Annotated in this window: 18 protein-coding genes; 4 read left to right on the top strand and 14 right to left on the bottom strand. The window is 69.2% G+C overall.

Annotated elements, in window-relative coordinates; genetic code table 11:
• Positions 1-5: 5 nt before the first annotated feature.
• From dop to H036_RS0113745, 4 genes are all read right to left on the bottom strand, one after another.
• Entirely contained in the window at positions 6-1,529 is a 1,524-nt protein-coding gene (gene dop / locus H036_RS0113760) for a depupylase/deamidase Dop (protein ID WP_026146048.1), read from the bottom strand.
• Positions 1,530-1,546: 17 nt separating this feature from the next.
• Entirely contained in the window at positions 1,547-3,286 is a 1,740-nt protein-coding gene (gene arc, locus H036_RS0113755; protein WP_017935375.1) for a proteasome ATPase, read from the bottom strand.
• A 132-nt stretch (positions 3,287-3,418) separates the two neighbouring features.
• Entirely contained in the window at positions 3,419-4,435 is a 1,017-nt protein-coding gene (locus H036_RS0113750) for a tRNA (adenine-N1)-methyltransferase (RefSeq protein ID WP_017935374.1), read from the bottom strand.
• A 10-nt stretch (positions 4,436-4,445) separates the two neighbouring features.
• Positions 4,446-5,594: a site-2 protease family protein gene (locus tag H036_RS0113745; RefSeq protein ID WP_017935373.1), complete on the bottom strand. Its 1,149-nt coding sequence runs from the start codon at positions 5,592-5,594 to the stop codon at positions 4,446-4,448.
• An 85-nt stretch (positions 5,595-5,679) separates the two neighbouring features.
• On the opposite strand from H036_RS0113745, the gene H036_RS0113740 reads away from it, so the two are divergent.
• Entirely contained in the window at positions 5,680-6,528 is an 849-nt protein-coding gene (locus tag H036_RS0113740) for a RecB family exonuclease (RefSeq protein WP_017935372.1), read from the top strand.
• Between the two features lie 16 nt (positions 6,529-6,544).
• Here H036_RS0113740 and H036_RS22870 read toward each other — a convergent pair whose 3' ends face one another.
• The 5 genes from H036_RS22870 to metH all read right to left on the bottom strand — a co-directional run bounded on the left by H036_RS22870 (position 6,545) and on the right by metH (position 14,638).
• Positions 6,545-8,611 (bottom strand): DEAD/DEAH box helicase, encoded by a 2,067-nt coding sequence (locus H036_RS22870; protein ID WP_017935371.1) that lies wholly within the window; start codon positions 8,609-8,611, stop codon positions 6,545-6,547.
• A gap of 269 nt (positions 8,612-8,880) precedes the next feature.
• Entirely contained in the window at positions 8,881-9,891 is a 1,011-nt protein-coding gene (locus H036_RS0113730) for an acetamidase/formamidase family protein (RefSeq protein ID WP_017935370.1), read from the bottom strand.
• Positions 9,892-9,996: 105 nt separating this feature from the next.
• Positions 9,997-10,656 (bottom strand): HAD family hydrolase, encoded by a 660-nt coding sequence (locus H036_RS0113725; protein WP_017935369.1) that lies wholly within the window; start codon positions 10,654-10,656, stop codon positions 9,997-9,999.
• Positions 10,657-10,710: 54 nt separating this feature from the next.
• On the bottom strand, positions 10,711-10,914 hold the full coding sequence (locus H036_RS0113720) for a hypothetical protein (protein WP_017935368.1): 204 nt from the start codon (positions 10,912-10,914) through the stop codon (positions 10,711-10,713).
• A gap of 1 nt (position 10,915) precedes the next feature.
• On the bottom strand, positions 10,916-14,638 hold the full coding sequence (gene metH, locus H036_RS0113715; protein ID WP_017935367.1) for a methionine synthase: 3,723 nt from the start codon (positions 14,636-14,638) through the stop codon (positions 10,916-10,918).
• A gap of 108 nt (positions 14,639-14,746) precedes the next feature.
• Between metH and H036_RS0113710 the strand changes: the two genes are divergently transcribed.
• Entirely contained in the window at positions 14,747-15,595 is an 849-nt protein-coding gene (locus H036_RS0113710; RefSeq protein WP_017935366.1) for a PAC2 family protein, read from the top strand.
• Positions 15,596-15,650: 55 nt separating this feature from the next.
• Here H036_RS0113710 and mshC read toward each other — a convergent pair whose 3' ends face one another.
• From mshC to H036_RS0113690, 4 genes are read right to left on the bottom strand one after another with little or no spacing between them, the layout of a single operon-like run.
• Complete coding sequence (mshC, locus tag H036_RS0113705) at positions 15,651-16,901, bottom strand: cysteine--1-D-myo-inosityl 2-amino-2-deoxy-alpha-D-glucopyranoside ligase (RefSeq protein WP_017935365.1); 1,251 nt, start codon at positions 16,899-16,901, stop codon at positions 15,651-15,653.
• Between the two features lie 23 nt (positions 16,902-16,924).
• Complete coding sequence (locus tag H036_RS0113700) at positions 16,925-17,695, bottom strand: SCO1664 family protein (RefSeq protein ID WP_017935364.1); 771 nt, start codon at positions 17,693-17,695, stop codon at positions 16,925-16,927.
• A gap of 19 nt (positions 17,696-17,714) precedes the next feature.
• Positions 17,715-18,275: a DUF3090 domain-containing protein gene (locus H036_RS0113695; protein ID WP_017935363.1), complete on the bottom strand. Its 561-nt coding sequence runs from the start codon at positions 18,273-18,275 to the stop codon at positions 17,715-17,717.
• A gap of 20 nt (positions 18,276-18,295) precedes the next feature.
• Complete coding sequence (locus H036_RS0113690) at positions 18,296-19,066, bottom strand: histidine phosphatase family protein (RefSeq protein WP_017935362.1); 771 nt, start codon at positions 19,064-19,066, stop codon at positions 18,296-18,298.
• A gap of 117 nt (positions 19,067-19,183) precedes the next feature.
• Here H036_RS0113690 and corA point away from each other — a divergent pair, with 117 nt between their 5' ends.
• Both corA and H036_RS0113680 read left to right on the top strand, forming a co-directional pair.
• Complete coding sequence (gene corA / locus H036_RS0113685) at positions 19,184-20,173, top strand: magnesium/cobalt transporter CorA (protein ID WP_017935361.1); 990 nt, start codon at positions 19,184-19,186, stop codon at positions 20,171-20,173.
• A gap of 122 nt (positions 20,174-20,295) precedes the next feature.
• Positions 20,296-20,616, top strand: a complete 321-nt coding sequence (locus H036_RS0113680) for a hypothetical protein (RefSeq protein WP_017935360.1) — start codon at positions 20,296-20,298, stop codon at positions 20,614-20,616.
• 26 nt (positions 20,617-20,642) lie between these two features.
• On the opposite strand, the gene H036_RS0113675 is transcribed toward H036_RS0113680, so the two are convergent.
• On the bottom strand, positions 20,643-21,464 hold the full coding sequence (locus tag H036_RS0113675; protein ID WP_017935359.1) for an undecaprenyl-diphosphate phosphatase: 822 nt from the start codon (positions 21,462-21,464) through the stop codon (positions 20,643-20,645).
• Between the last annotated feature and the right edge of the window lie 75 nt (positions 21,465-21,539).

The following is a 21,539-nucleotide window of genomic DNA, read 5'->3' as shown; positions in this document are numbered from 1 at the left end:
CCAACTTAGCGGGTCAGCGCATCGAACAGCTGTGAAGCGGTCTCACAGGAGTCGATCAGTGCGCCGACACTGCTCCGGGTGCCGCGCATCGGGTCGATGGTCGGCACGCGCTGCAGCGACTCGCGGCCGGGCAGGTCGAAGATGACCGAGTCCCAGCTCGCGGCGGCGACGTTCTCGGAGTACTTCTCCAGGCAGCGGCCCCGGAAGTAAGCGCGCGTGTCGCTCGGCGGCTCGTGCATCGCGGACTCGATGGTGGCGTCGTCGAGCAGCCGCTCGATCCGGCCGGCCCGCACCAGTCTGTGGTAGAGCCCCTTCTCGGGACGGATGTCGGCATACTGCAGGTCGATCAGGTGCAGCTTGGCGTCGTTCCACTCCAACCCGTCGCGGTCCCGGTAGGACTGCAGCAGCTTGAGCTTGGCGACCCAGTCCAACTCGGCGGCACAGAGCATCGGGTCGCGCTCGAGCCGATCCAGGACAGACTCCCAGCGCTCCAGGACGTCCTTGGTCTGTGGATCGGCATCGGCGCCGTAGCGATCCTCGACGTACTTCTTGGCGAGGTCGAGGTATTCGAGCTGCAGCTGGATCCCGGTCAGGCTGCGACCGTCCTTGAGGGTCACGGTGTGCTTGAGGGTGGGGTCGTGACTGACCGCACGGAGCGCCGCGACCGGGCCATCGAGCGTGAGGTCGCGACCGATGAACTTCTCCTCGATCATCGCCAGCACCAACGAGGTCGTGCCGATCTTGAGGTACGTCGAGATCTCGGCGAGATTGGCGTCCCCGATGATGACGTGCAGCCGGCGGTACTTCTCCGGATCCGCGTGCGGCTCGTCACGGGTGTTGATGATGGGCCGCTTGAGCGTCGTCTCGAGGCCGACCTCGACCTCGAAGAAGTCCGCCCGCTGGCTGAGCTGGAAGCCGTGCTTGCGGCCGTCGTGACCGCGACCGTCCTGGCCGAGCCCCACCCGGCCCGCGCCGGCGAAGACCTGCCGGCTGACGAAGAACGGCGTCAGGTGCTTGACGATGTCACCGAACGGCGTGGAGCGGCGCATCAGGTAGTTCTCGTGGGCGCCGTAGGAGGCGCCCTTGTTGTCGGTGTTGTTCTTGTAGAGCGAGATCTGCGGGTTACCGGGCAGGCGTTGGGCCGCGCGGGTGGCGTCGAGCATGATCTGCTCCCCCGCCTTGTCCCAACGCACCGCGTCCAGCGGCGTGGTCACCTCCGGCGTGGAGAACTCCGGGTGGGCGTGGTCGACGTAGAGCCGCGCGCCGTTGGTGAGGATGACGTTGGCCAGGCCGAGGTCCTCGTCCGTCAGCTGGCTGGGATCGGCGACCTGGCGGCTCATGTCGAACCCGCGCGCGTCGCGCAGCGGGGACTCCTCTTCGAAGTCCCAGCGTGCGCGACGCGCCTTCAGCGTGGACGACGCGTAGGCGTTGACGATCTGCGAGGACGCGACCATCGGATTCGCCAACGGCTGGCCCGCGACCGAGATGCCATACTCGATCTCGGTCCCCATCACGCGTCGAACACTCATGGTTCGAGCCTACGCACTCAGAGGTACTGACCCGTGGCGGCGACCTGCTCGATGGAGCGCCCCGGCTCGGAGCCCTGCTTGCCGGTGATGAGCGTGCGGATGAAGACGATCCGCTCGCCCTTCTTGCCGGAGATGCGGGCCCAGTCGTCCGGGTTGGTGGTGTTGGGCAGGTCCTCGTTCTCCTTGAACTCGTCCACGCACGCCTGCAGCAGGTGCGCGACCCGCAGGCCCTTCTGGCCCAGGTCGGCACCGGACTCGATGAACTGCTTGATCGCCATCTTCTTGGCGCGGTCGACGATGTTCTGGATCATCGCGCCGGAGTTGAAGTCCTTGAAGTAGAGGACCTCCTTGTCACCGTTGGCGTAGGTGACCTCCAGGAAGCGGTTCTCCTCGGACTCGGTGTACATCCGGGTGACGGTCGCGTCGATCATCGCCGCCGCTGTCGCGACGCGATCACCGCCGAACTCGGCCAGGTCGTCGCCGTGCAGCGGCAGGTTCGCCGTGAGGTACTTGGTGAAGATGTCGCGGGCGGCCTGGGCGTCGGGGCGCTCGATCTTGATCTTCACGTCGAGCCGGCCCGGTCGAAGGATCGCCGGGTCGATCATGTCCTCGCGGTTGGAGGCGCCGATGACCAGCACGTTCTCCAACGCCTCGACGCCGTCGATCTCGCTGAGCAGCTGCGGAACGATGGTGTTCTCCACGTCCGAGGAGACACCGGTGCCGCGGGTGCGGAACAACGAGTCCATCTCGTCGAAGAACACGATCACCGGAGTGCCCGCTGAGGCCTTCTCCCGGGCGCGCTGGAAGACCAACCGGATGTGCCGTTCGGTCTCGCCGACATACTTGTTCAGCAGCTCGGGACCCTTGATGTTGAGGAAGTAGGACTTCCCCTCGGATCCGGTCTTGGTGGCGACCTTCTTCGCGAGCGAGTTGGCGACCGCCTTGGCGATCAGCGTCTTGCCGCAGCCCGGCGGGCCGTAGAGCAGGATGCCCTTCGGCGGACGCAGCTCGTGCTCGAGGAACAGGTCCGGGTAGAGGTAGGGCAGCTCGACCGCGTCGGTGATCATCTCGATCTGGTCGCCCAGGCCACCGATCGAGTCGTAGGAGATGTCAGGGACCTCCTCCAGGACGAGCTCCTCGACCTCGGACTTCGGCACCTTCTCGTAGACGTAGCCGGAACGGGACTCCAGCAGCAGGGCGTCGCCGGCCCGGATGTGCTCGCCGAGCAGCGGCGCCGCGATCCGGACCACCCGCTCCTCGTCCGCGTTGGCGATGACGAGCGCCCGCTCGCCGTCGGCGAGGAGCTCCTTGAACATCACCACCTCGCCGATCTTCTCGAAGGCGAGCGCGTCCACGACGTTGAGTGCCTCGTTGAGCATCACCTCCTGGCCACGCTGCAAGGACGGGACGTCGACGTTGGGTGAGACCGTCACCCGCAGCTTGCGGCCCCCGGTGAAGACATCGATCGTGTCGTCCTCGTTGGCGCTGAGGAACGTGCCGAAGCCGGCGGGCGGCTGGGCCAACCGGTCGACCTCCTCCTTGAGCTTGAGGATCTGGTCGCGCGCGTCGCGCAACGTGGAGGCGAGGCGCTCGTTCTGTGCGGTGACCGCTGCGAGCGAGCGCTGCGTGTCGGCGAGTCGGGCGTCGGGGCCGCGCGCGCCGAAGGGCTGGTCGCCGTACGCGTCGAAGCCTCGGGCGTGCTGCGTGGGCTCCTCAGGGCTGTGCCCGGAACCGGTGAAACCGTCGGATGTCGACATCTGTCACACCTCCTAGGTCTAGGACCCTACCCGCGGAGTACGACAATGGAAGAGCAGATCCGCGCGGTTGCCCGAACGTGTTGGTCACGAATCGGTTGCGGGCCGTTCACCGGCTGATGCCGGTGCGGTGGATCAGTCCTCGACGGACTCCTCGACCGCGGCGGCGGGTGCGTCCAGCGGCTCCGTCACCGGCTGGGCCGCCGGGTCGGCGGCGGGCTCCGGCATGTCCGCAGGCCTCGGGCCGCGGTAGTCCGAGCCATAGGCGCCGGGCGCCGGTCGACGGGTCTTGCGCGGCGGCTTGGCCCCCGGCGCGAGCCGGCGTGCGGTCACCAGGAAGGCGGTGTGGCCGATCATCTTGTGCCCGGGCCGGACGGCCAGGCCCTCGACGTGCCAGTCGCGGACCAGCGACTCCCACGCCTGCGGCTCGGTGAACCCGCCGTGGGCGCGCAGCGTCTCCACGAAGAGCGACATCTGGGTGGTGGTCGCGACGTACCCGCACAGGATGCCGCCGGGACGCAGCGCCTCGCCTGCAGCGTCGACGCACTCCCACGGGGCGAGCATGTCCAGGATGATCCGGTCGGCCTTGGCGCCGGAGCGCGGCAGCTCCTCCTGCAGGTCGCCGAGGTTGAGCGACCAGGTCGGCGGCTCCGCGCCGAAGAACTGGCCGACGTTCTTGCGGGCCACGTCGGCGAACTCCTCGCGCCGCTCGAACGAGGTCACCCGGCCGTGCGGGCCGACAGCACGCAGCAGCGAGCACGTGAGCGCGCCGGAGCCGACGCCGGCCTCGACGACGTGGGCGCCCGGGAAGATGTCGGCCATCGCGACGATCTGGGCGGCATCCTTGGGATAGACCACGGCGGCGCCGCGCGGCATCGAGACCACGAACTCCGACAGCAGCGGCCGGAAGACGAGGTATTCGCCGCCGACCGAGGAGGTGATGGTGAAGCCCTCCTCGCGACCGATCAGGTCGTCGTGCTCGAGGTGGCCCTTGTTGGAGAAGAAGCGCTTGCCCGCGACGAGCTCGAAGTTGTGCCGACGGCCCTTGGCGTCGGTCAGCCGCACCCACTCGCCCTCGCGCAGCACACCCCTGTGCACCCCCGACCAGGCCTCGGCAGGGACGTCGGTGTTGGGGTCGAGCGCGTCGGACATGCCCGGAAGGCTATCGGCCGCCCTGCTGGAAGGCCGCATCCACGTCGGCGGTCGCGAGCACGCCGAAGATGGAGCCGTCCTCCTCCAGCAGCAGGTACTCCGGCGAGGGCATCGCGCCGATCGCCCGGATGAGGTCCTCACCGTGGATGGTGGCGGGCAGCGAGAGTCCGTCGGTCAGCGTGCGAGCCACCGCGGAGGTCGGCATCCACGGCCGTCGCTCGGGCGGGGTGGCCAGCAGTGCCGCCTCGTTGACCAGCCCGATGGGTGTGCCGGAGGAGGTCACCGTGACGATCGCCCCGGCGTGGTCCTCCTGCGCGCGGCGTACGGCCTCGGCGAGAGGGAGGTCGGCGGGCACGGTCAGCGTACGGCGGGCGAGGTTGCGCGCGACCAGCTGCGGCAGTCGCTGCTGAATCCGGGAATGGCTCATGGAGGCGGTCGCGCCCGACCACAGGAACATGCCGAGGAGGAACCCCCACATCACGTTGTAGAGCGACGCCGTCCGGCCGGTGATGGCTTGGGCAACAAACGGCCAGGCCATCACGCACACGGCTGCGCCGCGGCCGATCCAGCCGGCCACCAGCGTGCCTCGGTGCATGCTCTTGGTCGCGCCCCACACCGCTGCCCGCATCACGCGGCCACCGTCCAGGGGCAGCCCCGGCACGAGATTGAGCACGCCGACGAAGAGGTTCGCCCCCGCGAGGAACTGCACGGCGAAGAGGAGCAGGCCGTCCGGACCGGCCCACCACAGCAGCGCTCCCACGCCCGCGATCAGCAACGAGGTCAGCGGGCCGACCACGGCGATCAGGAACTCGTCGCGGGGCCGCCGTGACTCCTCCTCGACCTGGGTGGCGCCGCCGAGGAAGTGGATGGTGATCGGTCCGACCGGGTAGCCCAGCCGGGTCGCGACGACGGCATGGGCCGCCTCGTGGATGAGCACCGCGCCGTAGAGCATCACGGCGAAGACGAAGCCTGCGACGTACTTCAGCGCGCCCAGGCCCGGCTGCACGCTCTCGATGACCGGACTCATGATGACCACGATCAATGCGGCGATCAGGAACCAGGACGGCGTCACCAGGACGTCGCTGCCGGCAATGCTCCCCAGCCTGACGACGCCGGGAGGGAGCTGACGCTGCGGCGGTCGCGGTCGATGATCGGCCACGCTCCGAGCCTAGCCGAACGCGTACGGCGGTCGCGTCCGGCGTCGCTACCGCGACTGTCGGTGGTCTCGCCTAAGGTCTCGTGTCATGAGCGCTGTCTCCCCTGCCGAGCTGCTGTCGACCCCCGTCGACGGCCTGCACGTCCTGGGCGCGCTCTCTCCTAGCCGGGCGTCCGACTTCATGACCTGTCCGCTGCTCTACCGGTTCCGGTCGGTGGACAAGCTCCCTGAGCCGCCCTCGCCCGACGCGGTCCGCGGCACGGTCGTGCACAAGGTCCTCGAGCAGCTCTTCGACCTCCCGGCCCGCGATCGGACGCCAGTCACCGCGCTGGACATGCTCGCTCCGGCCTGGACCGAGCTGCAGGAGGCGGAGCCCGAGCTCGCCGAGATGCTGCCCGAGGCGGAGCGCGAGCGCTGGATGACCTCCTGCCGCACGGTGCTCGAGCGCTATTTCACCGTGGAGGACCCGAGCCGGCTGGAGCCGGCCGAGCGCGAGCTCTACGTCGAGACGCTGCTGGAGTCCAAGCTGCTGCTGCGCGGCTTCGTGGATCGGCTCGACGTCGCCTCGACCGGCGAGGTCCGCGTCGTGGACTATAAGACCGGGCGAGCTCCTCGGCCTGGCTTCGAAGCCAAGGCGCTGTTCCAGATGAAGTTCTACGCCTTGGTGATGTGGCGTGTCCGCGGCGAGGTCCCGGCCATGCTGCAGTTGCTCTACCTGGGCAGCGGCGAGGTGCTGCGCTACCAGCCAGACGAGGCCGACCTGCGGGCCACCGAGCGCAAGGTGGTCGCGATCTGGCATGCCATCAGGGCGGCCGAGCAGTCCGGCGACTGGCGACCCAGCCCCAGCAAGCTCTGCTCCTGGTGCGCCCACCAGGAGCTGTGCCCCGCCTTCGGCGGCACGCCGCCGCCACTGCCGGGGCCCGCCGCAGCGGACTGAGCACCGATCGGTCCGATCAGTGCAGGTCGACCTCGACGTCCTCGGCGTCGTCGCTGGGCGCGTCGCGCTCGGCCAGCGCATCGGCCAGCAGTCGCACCAGTGCCTCGAGCCGGATGTCGACGCTCGAGAGCGCGTCCTCGGTGGCGATGCCGTCCAGCGCCTGAGCGGCCAGTCCGGCCTTCTGGTCGATCAGCTCCGCGATCCGCGCATCGAGGGTCTGGGCCGCGATCACGCGCCAAGCGGTGACCGGCTCGGTCTGCCCGATCCGGTGCACCCGGTCGATGGCCTGGGTCTGCTCGGCATCTGTCCAGGAGAGCTCGGCCAGCACCACGTTCGAGGCGACCTGGAGGTTGACGCCCACACCGGCCGCCGTCAACGAGCAGACGATGATCGCGACGTCCGGGTCGTTCACGAAGGAGTCGATCGCCTTCGTGCGGGCCGTCGCGGACTGGTCGCCGCGGATCTCGGTGTAGGTGATGCCGCGCTTGTCGAACACCTCGCCCGCGGCGTCCAGGACGTCGAGATGCTTGGCGAAGAAGACCACCTTGCCCGCGCTGCGGGCCAGCTGAGCGGCGTAGTCGGCCGCCAGGCCCGCCTTGGCGCGGCCGATCCGACGCACCATCGCGAACACGTTGTCGCCGGTGCTGGAGTCGTCGCCGTCGGCGAGCTCCCAGCCGGCGACGCGGCGTACGAGCTCGTGGTCGATGCCCTCGACCTCGACCCCGCGATGCTCGCGCCGAGCAGCAAGGGCCGAGTCGTAGCGCTTGACCAGCCGCAACGCGAGCTCGCGCTCCGCGGCGTGGATCGAGCGGCTCTCGGCATCGTCGAGCTCGACCGGCAGGTCGGCGATCCGGCGGGCCGGGATGTCGGCGGCGACATCGACCTTGCGGCGCCGCACGATCCCCATGTCGACGACCGCCTGGCGTGCTGCCGGATAGAACCCGAAGTCGGCCGGCGTCATGCCGCTCTCCTCGAGCCTGGCCATCAGGCCCGGCCGCGGGGAGCGCTCGGTGATCCAGCCGAGGAACTGCCAGATCGTGAGGAAGTCCTCAACGTCGTTGATCAGCGGCGTACCGGTGAGCGCCATCATCAACGGGTTCGCGACCCGCTGGCGCACCCGGTCGGCGATCTCCAGCACGTGTTGGGAACGCTGCGACTTCTTGTTCTTGATGAAGTGCGCCTCGTCCACGATCATCCCGCGGAAGCCGTGCTCCCCGATCCAGCCGACATGACGATCGAGGATCTCGTAGTTGAGCACGATGATGTCGGCGAAACCGTCCACGTCGTTGCCGTCGCCGTGCACCACGCTGACGCTGCGGCCCGGCGTCCAGCGAGCCGCCTCGCGCGCCCAGTTGGTCTTGACCACGTTGGGCACCACCACCAGTAGCGGATACGCCTCGGCCGCCTGGGCCGCGAGCAGCGACTGAGCCGTCTTGCCGAGACCTGGCTCGTCGGCGAGCAGGAACGTGCGGTGTCCGTCCGCCACCGACGCCACCAGACGGGCCTGGTGGTCCATCAGCGACAGCCCCGCCGGAAGTACGGCGGGAGGACGGGCGCCCGGCAGCTCCATGCAGGACGAGACGCCTGGGGCTGGGTGCTCGAACGAGTTGAGCAGCGGACCGATCAGGTCCCACCCGACCAGGCGGCGCGTCTCCACCCGAGCTGGCGCAGCGGAGAAGTCAGGCACCATGAAAGGCGTCATCAGCTGTGCTCGCGCCACCGATGCCGGGACCACCTGCCGCTCGGTCCGCACGACGGTCGTGTCGCGGCGAACCGGCTCCTCGGCCTCCGGGCCGGGGTCCTGGCCCGCGGCGGTGAGCAGCTGGCGCCGTAGGCCGCGGGTCGCATCGGACTCGACCGCGTCCTCGCCGAGCAGCCCGAACAGGGACGGCTCGCGCGCCGCGGTCTGGGCAAGGATGGTGGCGATGCCGTCGAGCCGCTTCAGCTCGGCGGCACGGGCCGGCTCGGTCAGCTCGGGATCGGACTTGAGCCGCTGGCGCTCGTCGCGCACCAGCAGGGCGACGACCTGGAAGCGGGTCGGCTCAGGCCGTCCCCGCTGGACGCCGATCTCGACCTCACGCACGGCCTTGGCGAGGACCGGAATCAGCCCGCCCTCGTCCCGCTGCCGCGATCGCTGCCGCTGCGAGGTCCTCCCCCGCCCGGAAGCGCGCCGACCCTCTGCCGCCACACCACGTCCTGTTCTGCCACGCGGTTGCGTGGCGAATCGTTCACATCGGCCCCAGAGAAGAGCGCGTCGATGACGCCGCCCCGGGCCGGACAGAACCATAGTAACCGCTACTCCTGTGGACGTCGCGGCCGGGCATCGGCGGGGACGGGCCTCGCCTCGCAGGCTCAGCGGTGACGGAGGTAGTCGCGTCCCGCCGCACGGAGCCGCTGATGGATGCCCTCGTAGGCGTCGATACCCAGCAGCGACTTAGGGAACTTGGCCACCATCGTGTAGTTGGTGTCGACTACGTTTCCGGTCGGCGCAAGGCCCACCTGGCTGACCAGCTGGTACGCGTCGAGCAGCTCCAGGTCAAAGAGTTCGGCGGTCCAGCCGACCAGGTCACTCTGGCTCATCCGGAAGGCGTCCTCGAGCGGGCGGGTGTTGCCGGTCGTCATCAAGAAGCTATCGCTCTCCATCCGCGGCGAAACAGGAGCGCGCCCCTTGATCAGGTCGACCAGCACCACGGTGTTCATCGCCGACTCGATCGCAGTCCCGCACACCTCGCCCTCGCCCTGGCGGGCATGACCGTCGCCGATCGCAAGCAGTCCGCCGGGTACGTTGACGGGGAAGTACGCCGTCACCCCCGCGCGCATCTCGGGCGTGTCCATGTTGCCGCCATGGGCAGCCGGCGTGATGGACATGATCGTCTCGCCCGCCGCAGGGGCGACACCTACCGTCCCGTGGAACGGGTCGAGTGGCAGGTCGATCACCAGGTCGGACCTGCGGGCTCGGAACGTGCAGGTGCCAGCTGCCACGTCGATGTCGTAGCGCCAGACCCGCTCCTCCAGCGCCGGGTGCAGCATCGCCGTCTGGTGCGTGCCCGTGAGTGCGCCGAAGTGCGGGAACGTGCTGGAGAACGCGAGATCGCGCGCCGGCGTGATCTCGACGAAGTGCACCGCGAGCGTGTCGCCGACCTCGGCGCCCTCCACCGCAATCGGGCCCGTGACGGGATTGAGGAACGGGAACTGGCAGACCTCGCTCGGCAGGTCGTCGACGCTGGTCACCTTGCCGGCGTAACAGTCCTCGGTGAAGAGCTCGACGATCGTGCCTGGCCGTACGACGAGCAGCGGCTCGCGGCCGCCGAAGGCGTAGGCGAACTGATCCGGCGTCGGGCGCAGCTGGCGTACCTCGGTCATGCGTCCACCTTCTCATCGAAGGTGAGCACAGATCCCGTCGACGCCATGACGCGGCTCGCGCGTCGCGATCTCGCGACGCGTGGTGACGGACTCGCTCACTAGGAGCTAACGGGGCGGCAGCAGCTCGGGCAGATCGGTCGCCCCGAGACCCGCCAGCGTCGGGCGGAAGACGCGGCGTTCGCCGGGCAGCACCGGCACGTGGTTCTCCACCACCAGGACGGTGCAGCCGGCCGACTCGGCCGACTTGGCCCCGGTGTTCGAGTCCTCGATCGCCAGGCACCGGCTCGGTTCAAGCCCGAGGGCGGCGGCGGCGGTCTGGTAGGGCTCGGGGTGCGGCTTGCCGTTGCGCACCTGGTCGCCGGTCACGATCACGGTGAAGGTCTCGGCCCGCAGGTGGGCCAGGATCGGGGCCACGAACCGCTGGTAGGACATGGTCACCAACGCGCAGGGCACCTGGTGCGCACGAAGGTCCTCGAGCAGCTCTCGGGCGCCCGGTCGCCACGGTACGTCGGCGTCGATCCGGGCGCAGACGCCATCGAGCAGGAGCTCGACGACCTCCTCGGGCGTGTGCGGCAGCCCCATCCGCTGCTTGATGTAGCGGCCCGACTGCAGCAGATCGTTCCCGACCAGGGTGAGGGCGTCGTCCTTCGTCCACTCGCCCCCGTAGGTGCGGGCCATCTCGTACTCGGTATCGATCCAGTACGGCTCGGTGTCGACCAGGGTGCCGTCCATGTCCCAGAGCACGGCGGCCGGCTTCGAAGTCACGTCGCGATCATGTCAGGACGCCCTCGGATCGGCCGCATCGCCCTTCGACGGCGGTCAATGCCGCTTCTGCGCCAGCATGACGTAGCCGAGCGCCACGCCGAGCCCGGCGAGGATCGGACCGAAGGTCTGGGCGGCACCCGTGCCGGTGAAGGTCCAGATGGCCCCCAGCGCGATCATCGCCGCCGCCACGAGTGAGAACAGGATCTTCACCCCGAGGCTCTCGCGACCGTAGCGATCACGAAGGTCGGGATCGGTCATCTCAGTCCTCCGGCTCGTAGCCGAGGTTGGGCCCGAGCCACCGCTCGGCCTCGGTCAGCGGCCAGCCCTTGCGCTTGGCGTAGTCGGCGACCTGGTCCTGGCCGAGTCGGCCGACCACGAAGTACTGCGACTGCGGGTGGCTGTAGTAGATGCCGGAGACCGACGCCCCGGGCCACATCGCCATCGACTCGGTCAGCTGGATGCCGGTGTTCGCCTCGACGTCGAGCAGGTCCCAGATGGTCTGCTTCTCGGTGTGCTCGGGACAGGCCGGATAGCCCGGCGCGGGACGGATCCCGGCGTACTTCTCAGCGATGAGGTCCTCGTTGGACACCCCGTCCTCGGCAGCGTAGCCCCAGAACTCGGTGCGGACCCGCTGGTGCAGCCGCTCCGCGAAGGCCTCGGCCAGGCGGTCGGCGAGTGCCTCCAGCAGGATCGCGTTGTAGTCGTCGAGCGCGTCCTTGTAGGCCTTCACGCGCTCGGGCAGATCGGTGCCGGCCGTGACGGCGAAGGCGCCGACCCAGTCCGGCACCCCCGAGTCGGCCGGCGCGATGTAGTCGGCCAGGGAGCGGTTCGGTACGCCGTCGCGGTGCTGACCCTGCTGGCGCAGCTGGTGCAGCGTCGTCCGTGCGTCGGTCCGGGCCTCGTCGGTCCAGACGGTCACGTCCTCCCCGGTCGAGCTCGCCGGGAAGAGCCCGTAGACACCACGCGGCTTGAGCCAGCCCTCGGTCTCGATCTGGTCGAGCATCGCCTGCGCGTCGGCGTACAGCTTGCTCGCCGCCTCCCCCGTGACAGGGCTGTTGAGGATGTCGGGAAACTTGCCCTTCATCTCCCAGGCGTTGAAGAACGGCTGCCAGTCGATGTATTCGCGCAGCTCGCTGACCGGGTAGTCGGCGAGCACGTGCACCCCGAGCTGCGCCGGCCGCGGAGGCGTGTACGACGCCCAGTCCATCGACGTGGCGTTGTTCCGCGCCTGCGCGTAGGTGAGCATCGGGCGGTCGTGCTTCTCCGCGTGCCGGGCGCGGAGGGCGTTGTAGTCCTCCTTGACCGACGCCATCAACGCGCCGCGTCGCTCGCCGAGCAGCTGCGCAGCGACCGGCACCGAGCGGGAGGCGTCCTTGACCCAGACGACGGGGCCGTCGTACTTGGGGTCGACCTTCACCGCCGTGTGGGCACGGGACGTGGTGGCGCCACCGATCAGCAGTGGGATGTCGAGTCCCTGACGCTGCATCTCGGCGGCGAAGTTGACCATCTCATCCAAGCTCGGTGTGATCAGGCCGGAGAGGCCGATGATGTCCGCACCGACCTCGGCTGCGGTGTCGAGGATCTTCTGGGCCGGCACCATCACGCCGAGGTCGATGACCTCGTAGTTGTTGCACTGCAGCACCACACCCACGATGTTCTTGCCGATGTCGTGGACGTCGCCCTTCACCGTGGCCATCACGATCCTGCCGTTGGTGTCGGCGCCGGCCAGGGACGGATCGGCGGCCTTCTCCTCCTCGATGAACGGGATGAGGTAGGCGACGGCCTTCTTCATCACGCGAGCGGACTTCACCACCTGCGGAAGGAACATCTTGCCCGCGCCGAACAGGTCGCCGACGACGTTCATGCCGTCCATCAACGGCCCCTCGATCACCTCGATCGGACGACGCCCCTCGGCAGCCAGCGAGGCGCGCAGCTCCTCGGTGTCCTGCTCGACGAAGGCGTCCAGGCCCTTGACCAGGGCGTGCGTGATCCGCTCGCCGACCGGGAGCGAGCGCCACTCATCGACCTTCGCCTCGGCCTCCTCGCCGCTGCCACGGTGTCGCTCGGCCAGCTCGAGCAGGCGCTCGGTGGCGGCAACAGAGTCTCCGGTGCGGTTGAGCACCACGTCCTCGATGGCTTCGCGCAGCGCGGGGTCGATCTCGTCGTAGGTGACCAGCGCGCCGGCGTTGACGATGCCCATCGACAGGCCCGCCTGGATGGCGTGGTAGAGGAAGACCGCGTGGATCGCCTCGCGGACGAAGTTGTTGCCACGGAAGGAGAACGACACGTTGGAGATGCCGCCGGAGACCTTCGCGCCCGGCAGGTTCTGCCGGATCCAGCGGGTGGCCTCGATGAAGTCGACGCCGTAGGTGGCGTGCTCCTCGATGCCGGTCGCGACCGCGAAGACGTTCGGGTCGAAGATGATGTCCTCAGGGTCGAACCCGACCCGATCCACCAGGATCCGGTAGGCGCGCTCGCAGATCGCGATCCGGCGCTCGTAGGAGTCGGCCTGGCCGTCCTCGTCGAACGCCATCACCACGGCCGCCGCGCCGTACTGCTTGCAGGCGATGGCGTGCTTGATGAACGGCTCCTCACCCTCCTTGAGCGAGATGGAGTTCACGATCGGCTTGCCCTGGACACACTTCAGGCCGGCCTCGATGACCTCCCACTTGGAGGAGTCGATCATCACCGGCACCCGGCTGATGTCGGGCTCGGAGGCGATCAGCTTGAGGAAGCGCTCCATCGCCGCGACCCCGTCGATCATGCCTTCGTCCATGTTGACGTCGATGACCTGGGCACCGCTCTCGACCTGCTGCGCGGCCACGGTGAGGGCGGTGTCGTAGTCGCCGGCCTTGATCAGGTTGCGGAAACGCGCCGAGCCGGTGATGTTGGTCCGCTCGCCGACATTGACGAACAGGCTGTCGTCCTTGACCGCGAACGGCTCCAGGCCGGCGAGCCGCAACGCCGGCTCCGGCGAGGAGGGGGCACGCTCAGCCACCGGCGCGACCGCGTCGGCGATCGCCTTGATGTGGGCGGGCGTGGTGCCGCAGCAGCCGCCGACGATGTTGACGAAGCCCGCCGCGGCGAACTCGGCGACGTAACCCGCAGTCTCCGCGGGACCCTCGTCGTACTCGCCGAAGGCATTGGGCAGGCCGGCGTTGGGGTAGCAGGAGACGAAGGTGTCGGCGACCCGCGCGAGCTCGGCGATGTAGGGGCGCATCTCCTGCGCGCCGAGGGCACAGTTGAGGCCGACCGCGATGGGCCGAGCGTGCCGCACCGAGTCCCAGAAGGCCTCGGTGACCTGGCCGCTCAAGGTGCGCCCGGAGGCATCGGTGATGGTGCCGGAGATGATCACCGGCCAGCGCCGGCCGTGCTCGGCGAAGACCTGCTCGACCGCGTAGATCGCCGCCTTGGCATTGAGCGTGTCGAAGATCGTCTCGATGATGACGATGTCGGAACCGCCGTCGAGCAGGCCCCGCGTCGCCGTCGCGTACGCCGCCACCAGCTCGTCGTAGCTGATGTTGCGCGCACCCGGGTCGTTCACGTCGGGGCTGATGCTCGCCGTGCGGCTGGTCGGGCCCAGCGCGCCGGCGACGTACCGCGGCCTGTCCGGGGTGCTGAAGTCGTCGGCGCACGTCCGCGCGAGCCGGGCTGACTCGTAGTTGAGCTCGTAGGCGAGCTCCTCCATGCCGTAGTCGGACATCGAGATGGCGTTGGCGTTGAACGTGTTGGTCTCGATGATGTCCGCGCCGGCCTCGAGGTACTCGCGATGGATGCCCGCGATGATCTCGGGCTGGGTCAGCGTGAGCAGGTCGTTGTTGCCGATCACGTCGCTCGGCCAGTCCTTGAACCGCTCGCCGCGGTAACCGGCCTCGTCCGGACGGTCGCGCTGGATCGCGGTGCCCATCGCGCCGTCGATGACCATGATCCGCTGACGAAGCGCAGCGGTGAGGACCTCGGTGGCATCGGGGCGCAGACTCATGGGCCGATTCTCCCATCGCGGCGTTTGCCAGCCCGAATCCTGTCCGCGCCGCGACCCTTGCGAGACCGTGGGCGTGTTTCGTCGGTGCTCTCGCCTAGGGTGGGAGGTGTGATCGAGCTGGAGGAGACCCGCGCCCTCGTCGACCCTGTCGTCATCGCGGCGTTCGAGGGATGGAACGACGCGGCAGACGCGGCCACAGGGGTGGTCGACCACCTCATCGACGTCTGGAACGCGCAGGTGGTCGGCGCGCTCGACCCTGAGGACTTCTACGACTTCCAGGTCAACCGCCCCCGGGTCGGCACCGACGAGAACGGCCACCGCAACGTCACGTGGCCCACGACGCGGATCGCCATCGCCTCCCCTCCGGACCTCAAGCGCGACGTCATCCTGATCCGCGGCATCGAGCCGTCGATGCGCTGGCGGCAGTTCACCTCCGAGCTGCTGGCGGCCGTCGATGACCTCGGCGGGCAGCTCATCGTGACCCTCGGCGCGCTGCTGGCAGACACACCGCACACCCGCCCGATCCCGGTCAACGGCACAGCCACCGAGCCCGAGCTGGTCGACCGTCTGCAGGTCGAGCCGCCCACCTACGAGGGCCCGAGCGGGATCGTGGGCGTCCTGCAGGACGCCTGCTCGAAGCTGGACATGCCGGCCGTCTCCTACTGGGCGGCGGTGCCGCACTACGTCGCTCAGCCGCCCTGCCCGAAGGCGACCCTGGCGCTGGTGGGCCAGCTCGAGGAGCTGCTCGACTGCTCGATCCCCCTCGGCGACCTGCCCGAGGACGCCCGCGCCTGGGAGCGTGGCGTGGACGAGCTGGCCGAGGAGGACGAGGACATCGCCGACTACGTCCGCTCGCTGGAGGAGACCCGCGACACCACCGACCTGCCGGAGGCCTCCGGCGAGGCGATCGCGCGCGAGTTCGAGCGCTACCTGAAGCGGCGCGGCGAAGACAGCTGAGGACGACGTTCGCCGGGCCTGTCGAGATGACTCGACAGGCCCGGCGAACGGTGACTCAGAGCTTGAGGCCCAACGCGGCGTCGATGAGCGCGGCGATCTGCTCGGCCGCCCGCTCGTCGCTGGTCTCGGCCATGTGACCGACCACCCCGAGGGTGGCATCGACCCACGACTGCACGGCGGCGACAGCGCGGGGTGCGTCGAGGTCCTCGGCGAGGGCGCTGAGCACCTCCTCGACCACCGGGGCGGCGGGCGCACCACGGCCGAGGACGAGTGCCTTGCGCCACTGCGTGACGGTGTCGACGGCGTCGAAGAGAAGGTCGTCGGTCCACTCCCAGTCGCTGCGGTAGTGGTGGCGCAGCAGCACGAGGCGGATCGCCATCGGGTCGATCTCGGCGTTGCGCAGCGCGGAGACGAAGACCAGGTTGCCCTTGGACTTCGACATCTTCTCGCCGAGGTAGCCGACCATGCCGCAGTGCACGTAGGACTGCGCGAAGGGTACGCCGGGGTCGACGACCTGGGCGTGCGCGGCACACATCTCGTGGTGCGGGAAGATCAGGTCGGATCCGCCGCCCTGCACGGTGAAGCCCGCGCCGAGGTGCTCGCGGGCGATGGCGGCACACTCGATGTGCCAACCGGGCCGGCCCTTGCCCCACGGCGAGTCCCAGGAGGGCTCGCCCGGGCGCTCGCCGCGCCAGACCAGAGCGTCGAGCGGATCCTTCTTGCCGGCACGGTCCGGGTCACCGCCGCGCTGGGGGAAGATCTCGAGCATCTGCTCGCGGCTGAAGTGGGACTCCTCGCCGAACGCCTCGTCGGCGGCGACGGAGAAGTAGAGGTCCTCATCGACGCGGTAGATGGCGCCGGCGTCGTCGAGGCGCTGGATCAGTGCGATCACCAGCGGGATCGACTCCACCGCGCCGGTGTAGTTGTCCGGCGGCAGGACGCGGAGCGCCTCCATGTCCTGGCGGAACAGCTCGGTCTCGCGCTCGGCCAGCGCCCGCCAGTCGATCTTGACCTTGTCGGCGCGCTCGAGCAGCGGGTCGTCGACGTCGGTGACGTTCTGCGCGTAGTTGACGATCAGCCCGGCGTTGCGCCAGGCGCGGTTGAGCAGGTCGAAGGCGACATAGGTGTTGGCGTGGCCCATGTGGGTGGCGTCGTACGGCGTGATGCCACACACGTAGAGCGAGGCCGGCACGCCGGCTGCGGCAGCGCCGACCTCGACGACGTCGTTGCGGGAGGTGTCGAAGAGTCGCACCGCCGGGCCGGTGACCGGCAGGGCGGGGACCTCGGGTGCAGACCAGGCGCGCATGGTCGAAGCCTAGGACAGTCCACTCAGAAGGGTGGCCAGGGGATCACGTGCCAGTCGTCCCCGGGCTCGGGCAGGACACCTGTGGCGAGCAGCCGGTCGCAGCGCAGCGCGAGCGCCTCGAGGTCCCAGTAGGCGAGATGCTCGCCCAGCAGGTCGCCCCCGGCACCATCGAGGGCGGCGCGGACGCGACGTACGACCTCGACCTCCTCGTCCGTCAAGGGCTCCCCCATCCAGCCCCACAGCACGGTGCGCAGCTTGGGCTCGCGGTGGAAGGTCAGGCCGTGGTCGCAGCCGTAGCGGTGCCCGCCGGCCATCTCCAGCACGTGTCCGCCCTTGCGGTCGGCGTTGTTGGCAAGCACGTCGAAGACGGCCATCCGACGCAGCTCGACGGTGTCCTCGTGGATCAACGAGACCGGCTGATCGCGGGCGCCGACGCCGTCGAAGACGTGCCGGTAGCCCGGCGGGACCTCGCCGGCAGGGACGAGGGTGACGGCCGCCTGGTCCGGATCGATCTCGCACCAGCGCTGCACCATCCCGGTGCCGTGCGGGCCGGTGCGCAGCCAGGTCTCGGGCACGATGTCCCAGCCCGTCAGCTCCGAGAGCACGTACGCCGCCACCTCGCGGTTCGCCAGATTTCCGTCCGGGAAGTCCCACAGCGGCCGCTCGCCGCGGATCGGCTTGTAGACCACCGCCGTATCACCGATCGAGCCGAGGAACGTCGCGTTCGACGCGCTGGTGATGCGGCCGTGCAGGACCAGCTCGTCGTCCTCGAGCTCAGAGGCGGGTTCACTCATCGCAGCCACGTCCAGCGGCTCACTCGTCGTCGGTGAGGCGTCGCTTGAAACCGTTCGCGCGCACACAGAGATGGCCGTTGGGGTCGATCGGGCCGCCGCAGAACGGGCAGGACGGACGGCCGGCCTCGACCACCAGCGTCGCCCGCTTCACGAACGCCCGCGCATGCGCCGGTTCCAACCGGACCAGCACCATCTCCTCCGGCTCCGTGTCCTCGGCGTCGTCCTCCGTCACCGTGTCGTCGACCGGGAAGACCTCGATCACCACCCGCTCGTCGTCCGGGTCCCACGAGAGCGTCATCGTGCCCACGCGGAACTCCTCAGCGATCGGCTGCTCGAGCGGGCCGTTGTCGTCGAGCCCGTACGGCGCGACCGCCGGCACCACCGAGCTGGCCTCGCGCATCACCTCGTCGAGCAGCTCGTCGACCCGCTCCGCCAGGACGGCCACCTGCTGCTTCTCCAGCGCCACGCTGACCAGCAGCGCGCCGAGGCGGGCCTGCAGGAAGAAAGTACGGGCACCGGGCTCACCGACCGTCCCGACGACGAAGCGCTCGGGAGGGTCGAATGCGTGGACGACGGCCATGACTCAAGCCTAGAGGGCGGCTAGGCGGACCCGGCCGGCACGGGCTGGTGCGGATCAGGCTCACCCGGCCCGGCGCCCCCGCCGACAACAGCGTCGTCCGTGGCGGCCGCAACGGATCCCTTCCGGGTACGCCGCTTCTTCTCCGGCGGGTTGAGCCAGCCCAGATCACCGTCATGGGTGTTCGTGGCGAGCACGAACGGGCGGGTGTCGGTGTAGCGGATCACCGAGATCGAAGCGGGATCCACGTGCAGGCGCTGGAAGAGGTCCAGGTGCATGCCGAGCGCGTCCGCGAGGATGGACTTGATGATGTCGCCGTGGCTGACTGCCACCCAGACCGCGTCCGATCCGTGCTCGGCGCTGAGCGCGGCGTCGAGGCGACGTACGGCGGCGACCGCGCGGGTCTGCATCGTCTGCATCGACTCGCCGTCGGGGAACGCCGCCGCCGACGGCTGGGTCTGCACCGTGCGCCACAGCGGCTCCTTGACGAGCTCCTTGAGAGCGCGGCCCTGCCAGGCCCCGTAGTCGCACTCGGTGATCGCCCGCTCCACGACCATAGGCACAGCCGCCGCATCCTCCGGCCGGGCAGCGAGCAGTGCCTTGGCGGTCTGGCGACACCGCTCGAGCGGGCTGGTCACCACGCTGGCGAGGTGGACCGACGCGAGCCGCTCACCCGCCTTGGTCGCCTGGCGCTGTCCCAGCTCGTCGAGCTTGACTCCGGCCGTGCGACCGGCGAGCACGCCCGACGCATTCGCGGTGGTGCGGCCGTGTCGGACCAGGATGAGGGTCGCCATGGCCCCGAGCGTAGCCAGGTGGGCTGCGGCCTCGCGCCGGGCTGCTGGCTCGACACGCACCAGCAACACGCACCAGCAAGCTCGGCGGTCTGACGCGCGTCGCCTACGGTTGCACTTGTGATCGTCGACTCCGCCCTCTACCGCAACGGTGAGCGCGTCGATCTCGCCAGCCACCCGCACGAGTACCACGTCATGCGGGAGGGCGTGCGCAACCCGGGCGATTTCGTCTGGCTGGGCCTCTACCGGCCCAGCGAGCGCGAGCTCGCCGAGGTCGCCGAGGCGTTCGGGCTGCACCCGCTCGCGGTCGAGGATGCGCTCAAGGCACATCAGCGACCGAAGCTGGAGCGCTACGGCGAAATGATGTTCCTCGTGCTCAAGACCCTCTGGTACGTCGATGCTGACGACGCGGTGGAGACCGGCGAGATCAACGTGTTCATGGGGAGCGACTTCGTCATCACCGTGCGACACGGCCGGGGCTCACAGCTTGCCCCGGCCCGCCACCTGCTGGAGAGCGACGAGCGGCGGCTGCTGACCCAGGGCCCGTCGTCGGCGATCTATGCGGTCGCTGACTACGTCGTGGACGGTTACCTGTCGGTCATCAGTGAGCTGGTCAAGGACGTCGACGAGGTCGAGACCTCGGTCTTCTCCCCCGCGCGCACCAGCGACTCGGAGCGGATCTACGCGCTCAAGCGAGAGCTGGTGGAGGTCCGGCGCGCGGTGCTGCCGCTGCGCGACCCGATCCGGCGCTTCGCCACCGCCGAGTACGGCGAGCGCGACATCGACGACGACATCCGGCCGTTCTTCCGCGACGTCCTCGACCACCTCAACCAGGGAGCCGAGGCCGTCGACTCCCTGGAGCTGCTGCTCTCCTCCGCCTTCGATGCCCACCTGGCCCGGATCCAGGTGCAGCAGAACGACGACATGCGCAAGATCTCGGCCGGTGCCGCGATCATCGTCGTACCGACGCTGGTGGCGGGCGTCTACGGGATGAACTTCGACCACATGCCCGAGCTGCACTGGCGCTTCGGCTATGCGTATGCGCTGATCGTGATGGCGAGCTCGGTGACGGCGCTGTGGTGGTGGTTCAGGCGCTCGGGCTGGCTGTAGACGAGCGGTCTCGGCGAGTTTGCTGCCGATGAGCTAGGTGCCGATGAGCGCACCCGGTTCTCCGACAGGCCTGCTGAGGCGTTCAGGTTGTTTCGAGATTCGTGCGCCTAACCTGAGCGGCTGTGAACGCCTGGCTCAAGAACACCCTGTGGCTCGTCGGATTCCTGGCGGCGTGCGCGTGCGCGGTGGCTGTCCGGTTGGACATGGTGCACCGTCAGACCGACGAGTGGCAGATGCGACCGTCCGCCGAGCCGTCGCTGCTGCGTTACGACGGGCACTTCTACGACCGCACCGGTCACCAGCCCCACAAGGACCACGGCTACCACAAGAACGGCAGGAACTTCGGTGGCGGCATCATCTTCGCACCGACGGCGCAGGGCGTTCCGGTGACGATCCAGGTGCACCACCTCCACGGCTACTACGACTACCAGCTCGCCAGCTGAGAGCGGCGAGCCGGTGACGCGTCCGATCAGGTGGCGCTGACCACCCCGGTCGCGACGAGCGTCAGCACGATCACGCCCAGCGCCACCCGGTAGGGCACGAACCACGTGATCGGATGGTGGCTGACGAACCGCAGCAGCCAGGCCACCGTCGCATAGGCCACCACGAAGGCCACGACGGCGCCGACGAGGGTCGGTCCGACAGGGATCCCCTGCACGTCCTTGAGCTCGTAGAGGCCGGCAGCCAGCAGCGCTGGGATCGAGAGGAAGAAGCTCAGTCGGGTGGCGGTGACCCGGTCGAGACCGCGGAACAAGCCCGCGGAGATGGTGGCACCGGAGCGGGAGACGCCCGGGATCAGGGCGATGCACTGCATCAGCCCGACGAAGATCGCGTCCTTCATGCTGAGCTGGCGCTCGCCGCGGTCCTGCCGCCCGACGCGCTCTGCCCACACCATCACGAAGCTCCAGCCGATGAGCGCGCCGCCGACCCACCACAGCGAGCGCAGCGGACCGGAGACCAGATCCTTGGCGAGGAGACCGACGATGCCGATCGGGATGGTCCCGACGATCGCATACCAGCCCATCCGGTACTCCTGGGTGCCCCGCTCCTCTGCCTTGAGCAGACCGACGCACCAGCCGCGCACGATCGCCACGATGTCACGCAGGAAGTACAGGATGACAGCGACGATCGGGCCCATCTGGATCACGGCCGTGTAGGCGGTCACCGAGTCGTCGTCGATCTGCAGGCCCAGGATCTTCTCGGCGATGGTCAGGTGGCCGGTGCTGGAGACGGGGAGGAACTCGGTGAGTCCCTCGACGACGCCCAGCACCACGGATTCCAGATAGTTCATCGATCACTTTCGTGTCCGCGGAAGGTCGGGATGAAGCGTACGGTGTCGCCATCCGGCGAGCCTGGAAGCAACCTC

Origin of the sequence: Nocardioides sp. Iso805N, assembly GCF_000364605.1 — a bacterium.
GTDB lineage: Bacteria > Actinomycetota > Actinomycetes > Propionibacteriales > Nocardioidaceae > Nocardioides.
Note: the sequence above shows the minus strand (reverse complement) of the source record. Positions and strands in the feature narration are given on the sequence as shown.